General features: G+C 73.0%; 15 protein-coding genes. 6 read left to right on the forward strand and 9 right to left on the reverse strand.

Annotated features, from left to right (window positions below):
- Positions 1–37 precede the first annotated feature (37 nt).
- The 5 genes from EDC50_RS12220 to EDC50_RS12240 form a co-directional block, all read right to left on the reverse strand.
- Positions 38–1708 (reverse strand): ShlB/FhaC/HecB family hemolysin secretion/activation protein, encoded by a 1671-nt coding sequence (locus tag EDC50_RS12220; protein ID WP_425477925.1) that lies wholly within the window; start codon positions 1706–1708, stop codon positions 38–40.
- 258 nt (positions 1709–1966) lie between these two features.
- Positions 1967–3223 carry an NAD(P)/FAD-dependent oxidoreductase gene (locus tag EDC50_RS12225; protein WP_123770761.1) on the reverse strand — a complete coding sequence of 419 codons (1257 nt, stop codon included), beginning with the start codon at positions 3221–3223 and terminating at the stop codon, positions 1967–1969.
- 16 nt (positions 3224–3239) lie between these two features.
- Positions 3240–4487, reverse strand: a complete 1248-nt coding sequence (locus tag EDC50_RS12230) for a DUF418 domain-containing protein (protein ID WP_123770762.1) — start codon at positions 4485–4487, stop codon at positions 3240–3242.
- A gap of 86 nt (positions 4488–4573) precedes the next feature.
- Entirely contained in the window at positions 4574–4969 is a 396-nt protein-coding gene (locus EDC50_RS12235; protein WP_123770763.1) for a VOC family protein, read from the reverse strand.
- Between the two features lie 309 nt (positions 4970–5278).
- Positions 5279–5758, reverse strand: coding sequence for an FKBP-type peptidyl-prolyl cis-trans isomerase (locus EDC50_RS12240; protein WP_123770764.1), 480 nt, complete (start codon positions 5756–5758; stop codon positions 5279–5281).
- Positions 5759–5819: 61 nt separating this feature from the next.
- Here EDC50_RS12240 and EDC50_RS12245 point away from each other — a divergent pair, with 61 nt between their 5' ends.
- A complete protein-coding gene (locus tag EDC50_RS12245; RefSeq protein ID WP_242003007.1) occupies positions 5820–6434 on the forward strand; it encodes a C40 family peptidase in 615 nt (204 codons plus the stop codon).
- 116 nt (positions 6435–6550) lie between these two features.
- Positions 6551–7228 (forward strand): C40 family peptidase, encoded by a 678-nt coding sequence (locus tag EDC50_RS12250; protein ID WP_170167628.1) that lies wholly within the window; start codon positions 6551–6553, stop codon positions 7226–7228.
- A 63-nt stretch (positions 7229–7291) separates the two neighbouring features.
- On the opposite strand, the gene EDC50_RS12255 is transcribed toward EDC50_RS12250, so the two are convergent.
- Positions 7292–7783: an acyl-CoA thioesterase gene (locus tag EDC50_RS12255; protein ID WP_123770766.1), complete on the reverse strand. Its 492-nt coding sequence runs from the start codon at positions 7781–7783 to the stop codon at positions 7292–7294.
- A 195-nt stretch (positions 7784–7978) separates the two neighbouring features.
- On the opposite strand from EDC50_RS12255, the gene EDC50_RS12260 reads away from it, so the two are divergent.
- The 3 genes from EDC50_RS12260 to EDC50_RS12270 all read left to right on the forward strand — a co-directional run bounded on the left by EDC50_RS12260 (position 7979) and on the right by EDC50_RS12270 (position 10064).
- A complete protein-coding gene (locus EDC50_RS12260) occupies positions 7979–8401 on the forward strand; it encodes a hypothetical protein (RefSeq protein WP_123770767.1) in 423 nt (140 codons plus the stop codon).
- Between the two features lie 299 nt (positions 8402–8700).
- Positions 8701–9576: a subclass B3 metallo-beta-lactamase gene (gene bla, locus EDC50_RS12265; RefSeq protein ID WP_123770768.1), complete on the forward strand. Its 876-nt coding sequence runs from the start codon at positions 8701–8703 to the stop codon at positions 9574–9576.
- The gene (locus EDC50_RS12270; RefSeq protein ID WP_123770769.1) at positions 9576–10064 is read left to right on the forward strand and encodes an NUDIX hydrolase; all 489 of its coding nucleotides are present in this window, start codon (positions 9576–9578) and stop codon (positions 10062–10064) included. The genes bla and EDC50_RS12270 overlap by 1 nt, the downstream gene beginning before the upstream one ends.
- A 22-nt stretch (positions 10065–10086) precedes the next feature.
- Here the strand turns inward: EDC50_RS12270 and EDC50_RS12275 are convergent, their stop codons facing one another.
- The 3 genes from EDC50_RS12275 to EDC50_RS12285 form a co-directional block, all read right to left on the reverse strand.
- The gene (locus EDC50_RS12275; protein ID WP_170167629.1) at positions 10087–10563 is read right to left on the reverse strand and encodes a hypothetical protein; all 477 of its coding nucleotides are present in this window, start codon (positions 10561–10563) and stop codon (positions 10087–10089) included.
- A 3-nt stretch (positions 10564–10566) separates the two neighbouring features.
- Entirely contained in the window at positions 10567–10932 is a 366-nt protein-coding gene (locus EDC50_RS12280) for a DUF6152 family protein (RefSeq protein ID WP_123770770.1), read from the reverse strand.
- A 63-nt stretch (positions 10933–10995) separates the two neighbouring features.
- Positions 10996–12294 (reverse strand): dicarboxylate/amino acid:cation symporter, encoded by a 1299-nt coding sequence (locus EDC50_RS12285; RefSeq protein WP_123770771.1) that lies wholly within the window; start codon positions 12292–12294, stop codon positions 10996–10998.
- 140 nt (positions 12295–12434) lie between these two features.
- Here EDC50_RS12285 and EDC50_RS12290 point away from each other — a divergent pair, with 140 nt between their 5' ends.
- Positions 12435–14126 carry an alkaline phosphatase gene (locus tag EDC50_RS12290; RefSeq protein ID WP_123770772.1) on the forward strand — a complete coding sequence of 564 codons (1692 nt, stop codon included), beginning with the start codon at positions 12435–12437 and terminating at the stop codon, positions 14124–14126.
- Positions 14127–14182: the final 56 nt, after the last annotated feature.

Below are 14182 nucleotides of genomic sequence, written 5' to 3' on the forward strand. Positions count from 1 at the left end.
TCGTTCGAGCAAAACCTCCGTCCCCAGGACGAAGCGGTCAGTACGTCCAGTTCAGGCTGAAACCGTAGGCGGTGTACGCGGCGGGGAAGCCGGCCGGCTTGGCGATCGGCGCACCCACGAACGCGTCCCAGAACAGGCCTTGCCAACCGCCGCGCAGGCCGACGACGGCGCCGGCCAGGTGGTCGCCACGCTGCCATCGCGCCGAGGGGCCGCCGATGCGGCCGTAGTCCGCACCCAAGTACAGTTCCTGGCCGCCGCCCAGCGTCAGGCCGAGGTCGTTGCGGACCAGCCAGCCGCGTTCGCCGCTCAGGGAGACTTCGCCGTCGAAACCGCGCACGGTATAACGCCCGCCGATCGCGAACCGGTCCTGCGGCACCAAGGGCGTGCGGTGCCACTGCGCGCGCCACGCCCCCGTGTAGCGCAGGCGCTGCCGTCCGAGTTGGAACGGCACCGCGATCTGGGCATCGGCGATAATCGCTTTCATCCGCGACGTGCCTTCGCCCAAGGGCTCTTCCGGCGCCGACAGCGCATCGAACGCGCCCGTGCCGCGGCGGTACGCGGCGCTCGCGTCCAGCGTCGCCCTGCCGAAGAATTGCTTGTGGGTGAAACCGAGCTCCCAGCCCGCCATCCGGCGGCGCTGCACCTCGACCTCGGTGTCATCGATGTAGTTGTCCGATTCGCGCCACCAGCCGCGACCGTAGGCGCCGAACTTCACCGTCGCATTGCGGAACAGCAGCCGCGACAGGCGCAGTTCGGCGTTCTTGCTCGAGCCGCTGTAGACGTAGGTCTCGAACGGGCCCGCCACGGCCTGGCGGTAGTCGTAGCCGCCGGCGGTCGCGCCCAGCAGCCAGTAGCCGAACGGGACGTCGTAGTGCGCGGTCCAGCTCGACGAGCCCTTCTTGCCGCCGTTGAACACGGAGTGGCCGACGTTGACGTAGAACAGGTCGTTCCACATCCACCCGTTGTCCAGCGACAGCGTCGCGCCGGCCTGCAGCTTGCCCGTCGCTTCGCTGCCGGCGTCGTCCAGGCTCAGGTTCAACCGGAACGGCGAACGCTGCTGCCAGGCGAGCAGCAGGTCGCTTTCGCCCGGCTTGGCCCGATCGCCGTCGGCGGGCACGATCTGGATGTCGGCGGCCACCGTCGGGATGCGCTGGAAATTCTCCAGGGCCTGCTCGATGTCGCGAAGGTTGAGCAGGTCGCCGGGCCGGGCCGGAACCGCGTTCCACCATGTGGCGCGCGAATCGGTACCTTCCACGAACCGGATCGCGCGCAGCCGCCCGGGCACCACGGTCAACGTCAGCGTGCCGCTCTTGAGGTCCTGCGGCGGCGCCAGCACGCGCGTGGTCACGTAGCCGCGCGCGACGATCGCGTTCTGCACGCGCTTCATCGCGATGTTGATGCCGCCCGTGCCGAGGCAGCGCCCCGTCGCGGGGTCGCCTTCCGGATCGGCGGCCTTCAGCGCCCAGCAGAAGCGCGCGGCATCCTCGCCGTCCAGCTCGATCCGCCGGATCGGGAAGCAGGGCGATTCTTCCGCAGGCAAACGTTCGAAGCCGGCCTTCGGCCCCTGCTCCAGACGCACGTCGGGACGCGTTTCCTGCCGCTCGCGCAGGGCCCGCTCACGCTCCTGCTGGCGCAGCAGCTCTTGCGTCGCTGGGTCGGGAGCCTGCGCGCCCGCCGATGCGAGCGGTCCCAACAAACCGAAGAACAACCCCCATCCTGGCCGCCGACGCGGCGCCTTCCCCTTTCCCGAGGCCACTCCGAACCACTCCTGATTTCCCCCTGTAGAGCCCGGCTGCCGACGCGACTCGCGCGGTGCGGCTGGGCATGCGAAGCATAGATCAGGAGCTCGGCCTCGGCGCGGCCGCGACGTGCGCGCGCGGTAGGAAAAATCCGCACCCGCGTGTAGGAGGAATCCGACACGGGCGCCTCGACGGCCGCGCCATCGGCGGAGCCGCCCGGGTGTGCTTCAGCCGAAGCGCTCGATCCGGAACGGCGCCGGGTCGATCGCCGGCGCGCGGCCGGTGACCAGGTCGGCGATCAGCTGGCCGGTGGCCGCGCTCATGCTCACGCCCATCATGCCGTGGCCGGTGGCGAGCCAGACCCGTTCGCTGCCGGGCGCGGGGCCGATGATCGGCACGTCGTCGCAGCTCATCGGCCGCCAGCCGAACCATTCCTCCTGCTTGTGCGCGCCGACCGGCTCGTGCAGGTATTCGGCGGCGCCGCGCTCGAGCGCGTCGAGGCGGCGGCGGTTGAGGCGGTCGTCGAAGCCGCTGAATTCCATCGTGCTGCCCAGGCGGTAGCCGCTGGCCCAGGCGGTCACGCACACCGAGCGGTCGCGCAGCACCAGCGGCCGCCTCGGCACCCGCTTGGGCGCGGTGTAGGTGATCGAGTAGCCCTTGCCGGGCTGGATCGCGCGCTTCAGCGCCGGCGCGCCGATCGCCCCGGCCAGCCGCGCCGACCAGGCGCCGAGCGCGAGCACCGCATCGCGCGCCTGCAGCGGGCCTTGCGCGGTGTCGATGCGCACGCCGTCGCGCTGCGGGGCGATGCCGGCGAGCGCGCGATGCTCGTCGATGGCGCCGCCGCGCTCGCGCACCACCCGCGCCAGTTCGGCGACGTAGCGGTCCGGGCGCAACACCGCGTCGCCGTCGAAGCAGATCGCGCCCGCCACGCCGGGCTTCAGCGCCGGTTCCCTCGCCTCGTAGCGCGGGCCGTCGACCACCTCGACCGACACGCCGACGCTGCGCAGGAACTCGACCTCGCCCTGGCCGTGCTCGAACTCGCGCGGGTCGCGGTAGACGTAGTCCTCGCCGGAGGGCGCGAACTCGCACTCCAGGCCGTAGTCGCGCACCCAGTCGGCCAGGCGCTGGCGCGAGTCGTTGAGGATGGCCGACTTGGCCAGCGCGCTGCGGCGCCAGTCGCGCAGGTTGCAGCGCAGGGCGAAGCGCAGCAGCCAGCTCCACAGGCGCGGGTCGAAACGCGGCGCCACGTACAACGGCGCGTCGGGCGTCAGCATCCAGCGCAGCGCCTGCAGCACCACGCCGGGCGCGGCCAGCGGCGGCGCGTGGCTGGGCGTGATCGTGCCGCAGTTACCGTGCGAACTGCCGCCGCCGACACGGCCGGCGTCGATCACGCGCACGCCGCGCCCGCTCTCGAGCAGGGCCAGGGCGCAGGCGAGGCCAATCACGCCCGCGCCCACGATCACCACGTCTTCGCGTCGTTCCATGGGCGCAAGTGTACGGTCAGCGCGCCGCGGCGCGGCGCATGGGCGGCAACGCGCCGTAGGTGAAGCCGCGCCACAGCCATTCCACCGGGCCATAGCGGAAGCGCGCCAGCCAGGCGCGGCTGGCCGCGACCTGCAGCGCGAACACCGCGGCCACGCCGGCCACCTGCCAGGCGCGGCCGACCTCGCCCCACAGGCCGAGGCCGTGGCCGTAGAAGAGCCAGGTACCGAGCAGCGATTGCAGCAGGTAGTTGCTCAGCGCCATGCGTCCGGCCGGCGCCAGCGCACGCAGCCAACGCGCGCCGCGCTGCAGCGCCAGCATCGCCATGGCCAGGTAGGCCAGCGCCATCGCCGGCGCGGCGGCCATGTGCAGGGTCGAGGCCAGCAGCGCCCGGGCATCGGGGCGGCCGCCGGTCTGCGGGCTGGGGTCGAGCGCGAAGCTGGCGAGCGTGACCGCCAACCCCAGCGGTCCGCCGATCCACAGCAGGCGGCGGAACAGGCGCGCGTGCGCGGCCGGATCCCGGATCGCGCCGCTGCGCACGAACCAGGCGCCGATCAGGAACATGCCCAGCACCATCGGCAGCAGGGCCAGGTTGAGCCAGAACATCTGCAGGAAGTAGCGCAGCCGCATCGCCGTGGCCTCGGCGTAGCCGCCATGGCGATAGGCCTCGATCTCGGCCTGGCGCAGCGCGGCCTCGCCCGCCTCGGCGGCCGGGTCCGCCGGCACCGCGCCCAGCGCGCCCAAGGCTCCGACCGCCAGCGCGCCGAGCACGCCGAGCGCGATCACCGCGCCGTACAGCGACGCGCCGGCCGGCCACAGCGCCGAGTCCGGCAGCCGCCGCAACGACAGCAGCAGCAACGCCGCCAGCGCGTAGTTGACCAGGATGTCGCCGGACCAGACCAGCAGCGCATGCGCCAGGCCGATCGCCAACAGCGCGACGCTGCGGCGCAGGTACAGCGGCGCGAACGCGGCTCCGCGCGCCTCGGCCCGGGCCAGCATCGCGGCGAAGCCCATGCCGAACAGCAGCGAGAACAGCGTCCAGAACTTGCTGCGCACGAACACGTAGACGAACGCGTCCGCGACCCGGTCCGGCCAGGCCTGGCCCGGCGCGATGCCCTCTTCCATGCCGACCAGCGGAGCGCCGAACTGCTCGACGTTCATCAGGAAGATGCCGAGCAGCGCCAAGCCGCGCAGCGCGTCCAGCGCCTCGATGCGCTCGTGCTCGGCGGTCGGCGCCGGCAACGGCGCAGGCGTAGTAGCGATCATCGCGTCCCCCTCTGCGAAGGACGCAATCTACCGCACGGCGCCGCCCGCCGGCGCGGGCCCGCGCCGCGGGCGCTTGGCGCAGGGCCTTACTTCCTGCTCGGCGAGCCGATCGACCAGCGATGGCCGAACGGGTCCCGCAGCTGGCCGTAACGGTCGCCCCAGAACTGGTCCTCCAGCGCCATCGCGATCTCGGCGCCGGCCTCGACGGCGCGGTTCCACCAGGCGTCGGCATCGTCGACGGCCAGATGCAGGGTCACCGCGGCGGGCGCCGCCGTCGGCGCGCCGTACTCGGGGAAGGCGTCGGACAGCATCAGGTCGTGGCCGTTGACGCGCAGGTGCGCGTGCATCAGCCGCTTGCCGTCCTCGGCCGGCATCCGCGCCAGTTCCTCGGCGCCGAACGCGGCCTTGTAGAAGTCGATCGCGCGGGCGGCGCCATCGACGGTGAGATAGGGGATCAGGGCATCGCGCGATTTCGTGTTCATGCGGATCTCCCGTGGTGGGGAAACGGATGGTCGCGAAACGGCCGTGGCGGACGCTGCGGCGGCAGGCATTCGCCGGAGGCCGCCCCTCGCCTGCTGGCCAGGGGAGGCGCCAGTACGCCGGGACGGCCCGCGCCTGGCAAGCGCGCGGGCCGGAAATCCGACGAGCGGGCGCGCTCCGCCCTGCCCCGCAGGCACGAAGGGGCCCGCTGCGTGAGCGGAGGGTCGGCGGCGACGGGCAACGGGGAGAAGCCCGCTGCCGGCGCTTCCCCCGGCCGCTCTCCCCCGTGGCGGGGACCGCCGCGGCGCGGCTCAGTGGTGGTGGCCGCCTTCGCCGTGCACGTGGCCGTGCTCGATCTCTTCCGCCGAGGCTTCGCGCACGTCGACGATCTCGATCGCGAAATGCAGGTCCTTGCCGGCCATCGGATGGTTCAGGTCGACGTCGACCACGCTCATGCCGACCTTCTGGATGGTGACCGCGCGCGGGCCGAAGTTGGTCGGCAGCACCGCCTGCATCCCCGGCTCCAGGCGCGTCCCCTGGAAGTACTTCTTCGGCACGCGCTGGGTCAGGCCCTCGCGGCGCTCGCCGTAGGCTTCGGCCGCGGCCACGTCGACCTCGAACTTGTCGCCGGCCTCGCGCCCCTCCAGCGCCTTCTCCAGGCCCGGAATGATGTTGCCGTGGCCGATCAGGATGGCCAGCGGCTCGCCGCCCTGGGAGCTCTCCAGCGGCGCCTGGCCCTGCTCGGAGACGGTGTAGTGGAAACGGACGACGCGGTCTTTCTCGATCTTCATTGCGGGACTCGGCTGGGACGCCGCCGGGGGCGGCAGGGGACGGGAAGCGGCTGCCGGGCGCTTGCCGGCATCGGGCGGAACGGCCACTCTATGCGCCGTGACGACGAAAGCCGCGCATTATCCCGGCAAGCCCCGCCCCGCGCCAGCGCGCACCGGCGGGTCCGCCGTCCCCGTCGCTCCTGCCCTTGCCGTCGCCGCCGCGCTTTGCCTGGCCCTGGCCGGCTGCGGCGGGCCGCGCCAGGCGGTGCGCGCCGCGCCGCCTGGGCGCGACTGGCCGGTGGTCGCGCCGGAGGACCCGGCCGCGGCCAACGCGGTGCTGATGCGGGCGCTGAGCCTGGTCGGCACGCCCTACCGTTACGGCGGCAACACCCCGGAGAGCGGCTTCGACTGCAGCGGCCTGGTGAACTACGTCTACCGCGACGTGCTCGACCTGCGCCTGCCGCGCACCTCGCGCGAACTGGCCGGCTACCAGGGCCCGCGCATCGCCCCGGAGCGGCTGGCCGCCGGCGACCTGGTGTTCTTCGCCAACGGAGGCAGCGTCACCCACGTCGGCATCTACGTCGGCGAGGGCCGGTTCGTGCACGCGCCCAGCAGCGGCGGCACGGTCCGCCTCGACCGGCTGGACGGGCCCTACTGGCGCGACCACTACAGCGGGGCCAAGCGGGTGCTGCGTTGATCGCGGGTCGGAAACGTGCGCGCGATTGCAACGATTAACATCTTGTTAACCAAATCTGAACCCATTCGGCCGCTCGGGCGGGCATCATCCCCGGATCGACGACCTGTGATGACCGCGTGACGCTCGCAACGCCCCGCCCCGGCCGCCCAGCCGCCGCCGTACGCCGCCCGCTCCGGGCGCGTTTCCCTCTCGCTCTCGTTCTCGCCCTGCTGGCCGCCCCGGTGCTGGCGCAGCAGGCGCCCTCGTCCTCGCTGTCGGCGGATTCGGCCGACCTGCCGGCGCCGGCGACGCGCGCCTCGCTGCCGGAGGCGATGACGCTGTCGGACCGCGCCCTGCTGCTGGCCACGGACCTCAACCGCCTGCTGACGCCGGACGGCGCCGTCGCCGCCCAGAATGCCGCGGGCGATGATGAAGGCAAGATCAAGAAGGTGCTGCAGCGCGCCCTGGCACTGCTCGGCACGCCGTACCGCTGGGGCGGCTCCGACCCCGACAAGGGCTTCGACTGCAGCGGCCTGGTCGGCTACGTGTTCCGCAACGCGCTCGGCATCGAGCTGCCGCGGGTGTCGCGCGAGATGGCGCAGACCGGCGAGCTGGTCAAGGACCGCGCCCAGCTGAGCGCCGGCGACCTGGTGTTCTTCGGCCGCCGCGGCCGGGTCGACCACGTCGGCATCTACGTCGGCGACGGCCGTTTCGTGCATGCGCCGAGCCGCGGCAAGGACGTCCAGGTCTCCAGCCTGGAGACCGGCTACTGGAGCACCAAGTTCATGCAGGCGCGCCGGCTGCAGGGCATCTGAGCCCGTTCGCCGCGCCGCTCGCCGGGGCCGCCGCAAGGCGGCTCCGCCGTTTCCGGGCCGGCATCAGCCCACCGCTTCGGCGGCCAGCCGCTGCACCGTCTCCTCGATGCCCTTGCTCAGGTCCATCACCTGGAGCGCGTACTCGGCCAGGCGGCGGTCGTCGTCGCACTCGGGCGTCCACGCCGGCACCGGCGTCGGCTTGCCCTCGGCCGCGTCCAGGGCGACGAACACGATGATGCAGTGGGTGCACAGCCGCTCCTCGCCGCCCATCGGGTCGCGCGCGCGCACGTCGATGGCGAAATGCATGCTGGTGGTGCCGGTGTGGACCAGCTTGGCGCGCACCGTGACCAGGTCGCTGATCCGGATCGGCGCGACGAAGCGGATGCCGCCGACCGCGACGGTGACGCTGTAATGCCCGCTCCAGGCGACCGCGGCGGCGTAGCCGGCCTGGTCGATCCACTTCATCACCATGCCACCGTGGACCTTGCCGCCGTAGTTGACGTCGGTCGGCTCGGCGAGGAAGCGCATGGTCAGTTCGCGCTGGGTGCCGCTCATCGGCGCGCCTCCGCTCCGATCCCGCGCGCGGGCGCGGCGACGCCGGCGTGCCGGCGGGAACAGGGGCGGACAACGGGAACGGGCATCGGCGGTCTCCGCGGCGAAGTCGAGCGGCGATTATGCGCGCGTCGGGCGGCTTGCGGCCCGCGCCGCCGCGCGCGATGCTCGCCGCGTCGCGAGCAGCGGAGACGGCGCATGGGCCGGACGATCCTGGGCATGGTGGTCGGCGTGGTGGTGGCGATCGCCGCGATCATGGCGGTGGAGATGCTCGGGCACGGCCTGTATCCGCCGCCGGCGGGGCTCGATCCGGCCGACCCGGCCAACGAAGCCGCGTTCGCCGCCTTCGTCGCCGCGCTGCCGCTGACGGCCAAGCTGATGGTCGTGTTCGCCTGGGCGCTGGGCAGCTTCCTCGGCGCGCTGGTCGCGGCGTGGATCGCCCGGCACCAGACCGCGGCCGCGCTGCTGGTGGCGCTGGTGGTGATCTCCGGCGTGGTCGGCATGATCGCGCAGGTGCCGCACCCGCTTTGGCTGGCCGCGGCCGGGCTGCTGCCGGTGCCGCTGGCGCTGCTCGCGGTGGGGCTGGTGCGCCGGCGCGCGAGCCTGCCGCGGGTGGACTGACGCTGCGTCCTCGCCGCTTCGGGTTCCGCCGCGTCGATCGCGCTGCGTCGCGGGCCGGCCGATGTCGCGGGCGGCGGGCGCATGTGTTCCCGACGTGGGCCGCGGGCCTCGACGTCGCGCTGCCGGGCGGCGTGGCAGCGCCGACCGGCATCACGAGCGGCCGGCGGCCCACGCACCCGGCCGAGGCTTCGCACGCGACAGGCACGAGGAGGCGGATTGGCGGCTTCTGTCGTTCCGCGCGCTGGTCGTGCCGGGGCGAATCGCGGACACTGTGGCGCCCCGCGATTCGTCCTGTCCCGATGCCGATCTGCGCACGCTCCCTGCCCCTGGTCGTTGCCCTGTTCGCCGCGCTCGCGCCGGCGTCCGCCGCCGAGCCGGCGTTGCCGCCGGCGAGCGCCTACGACTCGCCCGAGCCCTGGCGCCGGCCGGTGGCGCCGTTCCGGATCGCCGAGCGCACCTGGTACATCGGCACCGAGGGCCTGAGCGCGCTGCTGGTGAAGACCGACGCCGGCGCGGTGCTGATCGACGGCGGCCTGCCGCAGGCCGCGGACCTGCTGCTGGCGCGGATGCGCGCGCTCGGCGTGGCGCCGTCCGACCTCCGGCTGATCCTGCACAGCCACGCCCACATCGACCACGCCGGCCCGCTGGCGGCGATCAAGCGCGCCACCGGCGCGCGGCTGGTCAGCAACGCCGAATCGGCGGCGCTGCTCGCTCGCGGCGGCAGCGACGACCTGCACTTCCCCGAGGCCATGCAGTTCCCGCCGGTGCAGGCCGACCGCCTGGTGATGGACGGCGAGACGGTCGAGCTCGGCGGCGTGCGCTTCACCGCGCACTTCACCCCGGCGCACACGCCCGGCAGCCTGAGCTGGACCTGGAGCGACCGCCGCGACGGCCGCCCGCTGCGCATCGCCTATGCCGACAGCCTGAGCGCGCCCGGCTACCGGCTGGTCGACAACCCGCGCTACCCGCGCATCGTCGAGGACTACCGCCGCGGCTTCGCCGCGGTGCGCGCGCTGCCCTGCGACCTGTTGATCACCCCGCATCCGGACGCCAGCGGCTGGACCCCGGCCGACCCGGCGTCGCCTTCGAAGAACCCGATCAGCTGCCGCGACTACGCCGACCGCGCCGAGCGCAACCTCGACGAGCAGTTGAAGAAGCAACGCGAGAGCCGCTGATGCCGTACACCCCGATCGTCGCCACCCTCGGCTACGTGCTGTCGCCGGACGGACGCGAGGCGCTGATGGTCCACCGCAACGCGCGCCCGGACGACCACCAGCTGGGCAAGTACAACGGCCTGGGCGGCAAGCTGGAACCGGACGAGGACGTGCTCGCCGGGATGCGCCGCGAGATCCGCGAGGAGGCCGGCATCGAATGCGAGGAGCTGCGCCTGCGCGGCACCATCAGCTGGCCGGGCTTCGGCAAGCACGGCGAGGACTGGCTCGGCTTCGTGTTCGTGATCCCCCGCTTCTCCGGCACGCCGCTGACGCGCAACCCCGAAGGCACGCTGGAGTGGGTGCCGCTCGCGCGCCTGCACGAGCTGCCGATGTGGGAAGGCGACCGCCACTTCCTGCCGCTGGTGTTCGACGACGACCCGCGGCCGTTCCACGGGGTGATGCCGTACCGCGACGGGCGGATGCTGTCGTGGTCGTATTCGCGGGCATGAGGCGCGCCCTGCGTCCGGCCGCTCAGACGTAGGCGATCAGCCGTCCGGCCGCGGCCGCGCCGATCCAGCCCAGCACCGAGGCCAGCGCCTGCAGCCGGCCCCAACGCGGCGGGCGCCGGTCCCAGTCGTGCAGCCGCGTTCGCCACAGCGCGCGGAACAGCAGCGCATTGGCCACGCCGAACGCCACCAGCAGCAGCTTCAACCGCATCAGCGGATGCGCCAGCAGCGAACGCGCATCCGCCGCCAACAGCCCCATGCCGCTGAGCAGCAGCAGCGCCAGGCCGGCGACGGCGAACGGCGTCAGCACGCGCGAGACCTCCGGCAGCGCGAAACCGCGGCCAAGCCCGAGCAGGCGCAGGTCGAGCAGCAGGATCGGCCCGACCAGCAGGCTCAGCCCGAGCAGGTGCAGCAGGTTGGCGGCCGGGTACGCCCCGCCGCTGCGCATCCACTGGCCGAGCGCGGAGGCCTCCAGCGCCGCGGCCAGCGTTTCCGGCGCCATCGGCTAGCGCAGTTCGACGGTCTTGCCGTCGACGATCACGCGCTCGGCGCGCAGCTCGGCGCTGCCGTCGCGGCGCGGGTAGCCGACGATGGTGAGGGTCTTGCCGACCGCCAGCGCGCCCTCCGGCAGCCCGCGCGCCTGCATGCGCGAGGTCGGCGCCAGCACCACGGTCCAGCGCCGGCCCTGGTGGTCGACCTCGGCCTCGGCGTGCGGGTCGCCCCAGCGCACTTCCGCCAGCTTGGCATCGAAGGTCATGGTCTTGTCGGCGTCGTACGAACCCCAGCCGTGGTGCGCCAGCGCCGCGGAGGCGAACAGCAGCGACGCCAGCAGCGCCGGCAGGGCGGGAAGGAAGCGGAAGACACGGTTCATGGCCAGGCTCCGTCGCGGGAAGTCCTGCTATAGCGTCGCCGGCGTAAGCGCGGGGTCAAGCGCTCAGGCCGTCCGGTCGGAAGCGCCGACCTCCGCCCTCTCGCCCTCGGCGATGCCGAGGTTGCTCGAGGCGGCCTCGAAGGTCTCGCGGTCGAGCAGGCCGGTCTCCTTGGACACCAGCACCGGCACCAGCATCTGCCCGGTGACGTTGGTCATCGTGCGCATCATGTCGAGCACGCGGTCGATCGCGACCAGGTAGCCGATGCCCTCCAGCGGCAGGCCCGCCGCGCTCAGCACCAGTGTCACCATCACGATCGCCGTGCCCGGCACGCCGGCGGTGCCGAAGCTGCCGAGCACCGAGGCGATCAGGATGGTCACGTACTGGCCCGGCTCCAGGTGCAGGCCGAAATACTGGGCGACGAACATCGAGGTCAGCGCCGGGTAGATCGCGCCGCAGCCGTCCATCTTGATGCTCGCGCCCAGCGGCACCGCGAACGCCGCGTAGTCCTTGTCCACGCCGAGGTTGTGGGTGACGGCGCGGATCGCCGCCGGCATCGCCGCGAAGCTCGAGGAGGCGACGAACGCCACCTGCATGGCCGAGGCCGCGCCGCGGAAGAACTTGAGCGGGTTGAGGCCGTGCAGCGCCACCAGGCTGCCGTAGACGAACACGATGTGGATCGCGCACGCCAGGTACAGCGCGAGCACGAAGGTGCCCAGCGGCAGCAGCTTCTCGAAGCCGTAGGCGCCGACCAGCGCCGCGATCAGGCCGAAGGTGCCCAGCGGCGTCATCTCCAGCACGAAGCGGGTGACCTGCACCATCGTGTCGCTGGCCTCGCCGATCAGCTTGCGCAGCCCGGCGACGCGCTCGCCCAGCTTGACCAGGGCGAAGCCGACCAGCCCGGCGAACACGATCACCTGCAGGATCTTGCCCTCGCTCAGCGCGCGGAACGGGTTGGTCGGGATCACGTCCAGCAGCACCTGCTTCCACGACGGGATCTCGCGCACCGTGTAGTCCGGCGCCACGGTCAGCCCGGCCAGGCCCCTGCCGGGCTGCAGCACGCCGCCGACGACCAGCCCCACCGCGACCGCGAGCGCCGCGGTGATCGCGAACCAGACGAAGGTGCGCGCGCTCAGCGCCGCCACCGACTTCTGCCCGTGCAGGCTGCCGATCGCCTTCATCACCGCGAAGAACACCAGCGGCACCGCGATCATCTTGATCAGGTTGACGTAGACCGTGCCCAGCGGGCCGAACCAGGTCTCCGCGGCGGGACCCAACGCCCAGCCGGCGAGCGCGCCGAGCACGAAGCCCGCCAGCACGCGCTGCCAGAACGGGATGCGGAGCCAGGCCGAGACCAGCTTCATCGGGACCTCTGCGGAACGATCGAGTCGGCACCTTAGCCGAGTGTGCCGGTTCGGGCGAGAGCGCCGCTGCAACGCCGGTGTCCCAGGCCTGCAATGACGGCCGGCATAATGGCGGTTTCCGTTGCCGAACCGTTACGCCGATGCCACGCCCGCTCGTTCCCTGCTCCGCCCTCGCCCTCGCCCTGCTCGCCGGCGCCTGCGCCTCCGGCGCCGCGCGCCAGGCGGCGCCCGCGCCCGCCGCCGTCGACGTGCCGGCGATCGCGCATCCGGCCGGGGAAACCCCCGCATGGTGGTTCCGCGACGGCGCCGCGCAGGCGGCGCAGCGCGGCGCGATGGCCGGCAAGGCGAAGAACGTGATCCTGTTCGTCGGCGACGGCATGAGCCTGACCACGGTGGCCGCCGCGCGCATCCTCGACGGGCAGCGCAAGGGCGGCTCCGGCGAGGAGAACCGGCTGAGCTGGGAAACCTTCCCGGCCACCGCGCTGAGCAAGACCTACAACACCGACTCGCAGACGCCGGACTCGGCCGGCACGATGAGCGCGATGGCCACCGGCGCCAAGACCCGCGCCGGCGTGCTCAGCATCGGCCAGCAGGCGCGCCGCGGCGATTGCGCGCAGGCGCAGCGCACGCCGCTGCTGACCCTGTGGGAACTGGCCGCCAGCCAGGGCCTGGCCACCGGCGTGGTCACCACCACCCGCGTCACCCACGCCACCCCGGCGGCGACGTTCACCCATTCGGCCGACCGCAACTGGGAGAACGACACCGAGCTGCCGGAAGCGGCCCGGGCCGCCGGCTGCGCCGACATCGCCCGCCAGCTGGTCGAGACCCCTTACGGCCGCGGCCCGGACGTGCTGATGGGCGGCGGCCGCGGCAACTTCATGACCGTGCAGCAGCGCGACCCGGAGTACGACGACAAGGTCGGCCAGCGCCTCGACGGCCGCGACCTGATCGCCGAATGGCGAAGCCGGCATCCGAACGGCGTCTACGTGTGGAACGCGAAGCAGCTCGAGGCGGCGCCGGCCGATGCGCCGCTGCTGGGGCTGTTCGAGCCCGACCACATGCAGTTCGAGCACGACCGCGCCCAGGACGGCGCCGGCGAGCCGAGCCTGGCGGAGATGACCCGCGCCGCGATCGCGCGCCTGCAGCGCAACCCGAACGGCTACGTGCTGCTGGTCGAGGGCGGCCGCATCGACCACGCGCACCACGCCGGCAACGCCTACCGCGCGCTCACCGACACGATCGCGCTGAGCGAGGCGGTGCGGGCCGCGGCCGCGATGACCTCGGCCGACGACACCCTGATCCTGGTGACCGCCGACCATTCGCACACCCTGAGCTTCGTCGGCTACCCGGTGCGCGGCAACCCGATCCTCGGCAAGGTCCGCGGCACCAGCGGCGAGGAAGGCGATCCGAGCCAGCTCGCCCGCGATGCCACCGGCCTGCCCTACACCACGCTCAACTACAGCAACGGCCCGGGCTACGTCGGCGCCAGCGCGCAGCAGCCGGAAGGGCCGAAGCGCTTCCCGCACCAGGCCAGCGGCGTGCAGTACGCGCAGCGCGGCCGCCCCGACCTGACCGCGGTCGACACCGAGCATCCGGACTACATGCAGGAGGCGCTGGTGCCGACCGGTTCCGAATCGCACGGGGGCGACGACGTCGGCCTCTGGGCGCGCGGCCCGGGCAGCGAGGCGGTGCGCGGCAGCGTCGAGCAGAACGCGATCTTCCACCTGATGCTGCAGGCCACGCCGAAGCTGCGCCAGGCGCTGTGCGCGGCCGGCGGTTGCGACGCCAACGGCGTGCCGCTGCAGTTGCCGGACCCGGCGAAGTTCCGCTGAGCGGGCGCCGCCGCGGCGTTGCCTGGAACGAAACGGGCCCGGCGCAGACCGGGCCC

This window comes from Vulcaniibacterium tengchongense (assembly GCF_003814555.1).
GTDB lineage: Bacteria > Pseudomonadota > Gammaproteobacteria > Xanthomonadales > Xanthomonadaceae > Vulcaniibacterium > Vulcaniibacterium tengchongense.

Bases quoted from the DNA above. Each gene is read 5' to 3' on its own strand.
- EDC50_RS12225 (WP_123770761.1), bottom strand. From the start codon at position 3,223: ATGGAACGACGCGAAGACGTGGTGATCGTGGGCGCGGGCGTGATTGGC.
- EDC50_RS12230 (WP_123770762.1), bottom strand. From the start codon at position 4,487: ATGATCGCTACTACGCCTGCGCCGTTGCCGGCGCCGACCGCCGAGCAC.
- EDC50_RS12235 (WP_123770763.1), bottom strand. From the start codon at position 4,969: ATGAACACGAAATCGCGCGATGCCCTGATCCCCTATCTCACCGTCGAT.
- EDC50_RS12240 (WP_123770764.1), bottom strand. From the start codon at position 5,758: ATGAAGATCGAGAAAGACCGCGTCGTCCGTTTCCACTACACCGTCTCC.
- EDC50_RS12255 (WP_123770766.1), bottom strand. From the start codon at position 7,783: ATGAGCGGCACCCAGCGCGAACTGACCATGCGCTTCCTCGCCGAGCCG.
- EDC50_RS12260 (WP_123770767.1), top strand. From the start codon at position 7,979: ATGGGCCGGACGATCCTGGGCATGGTGGTCGGCGTGGTGGTGGCGATC.
- bla (WP_123770768.1), top strand. From the start codon at position 8,701: ATGCCGATCTGCGCACGCTCCCTGCCCCTGGTCGTTGCCCTGTTCGCC.
- EDC50_RS12270 (WP_123770769.1), top strand. From the start codon at position 9,576: ATGCCGTACACCCCGATCGTCGCCACCCTCGGCTACGTGCTGTCGCCG.
- EDC50_RS12275 (WP_170167629.1), bottom strand. From the start codon at position 10,563: ATGGCGCCGGAAACGCTGGCCGCGGCGCTGGAGGCCTCCGCGCTCGGC.
- EDC50_RS12280 (WP_123770770.1), bottom strand. From the start codon at position 10,932: ATGAACCGTGTCTTCCGCTTCCTTCCCGCCCTGCCGGCGCTGCTGGCG.
- EDC50_RS12285 (WP_123770771.1), bottom strand. From the start codon at position 12,294: ATGAAGCTGGTCTCGGCCTGGCTCCGCATCCCGTTCTGGCAGCGCGTG.
- EDC50_RS12290 (WP_123770772.1), top strand. From the start codon at position 12,435: ATGCCACGCCCGCTCGTTCCCTGCTCCGCCCTCGCCCTCGCCCTGCTC.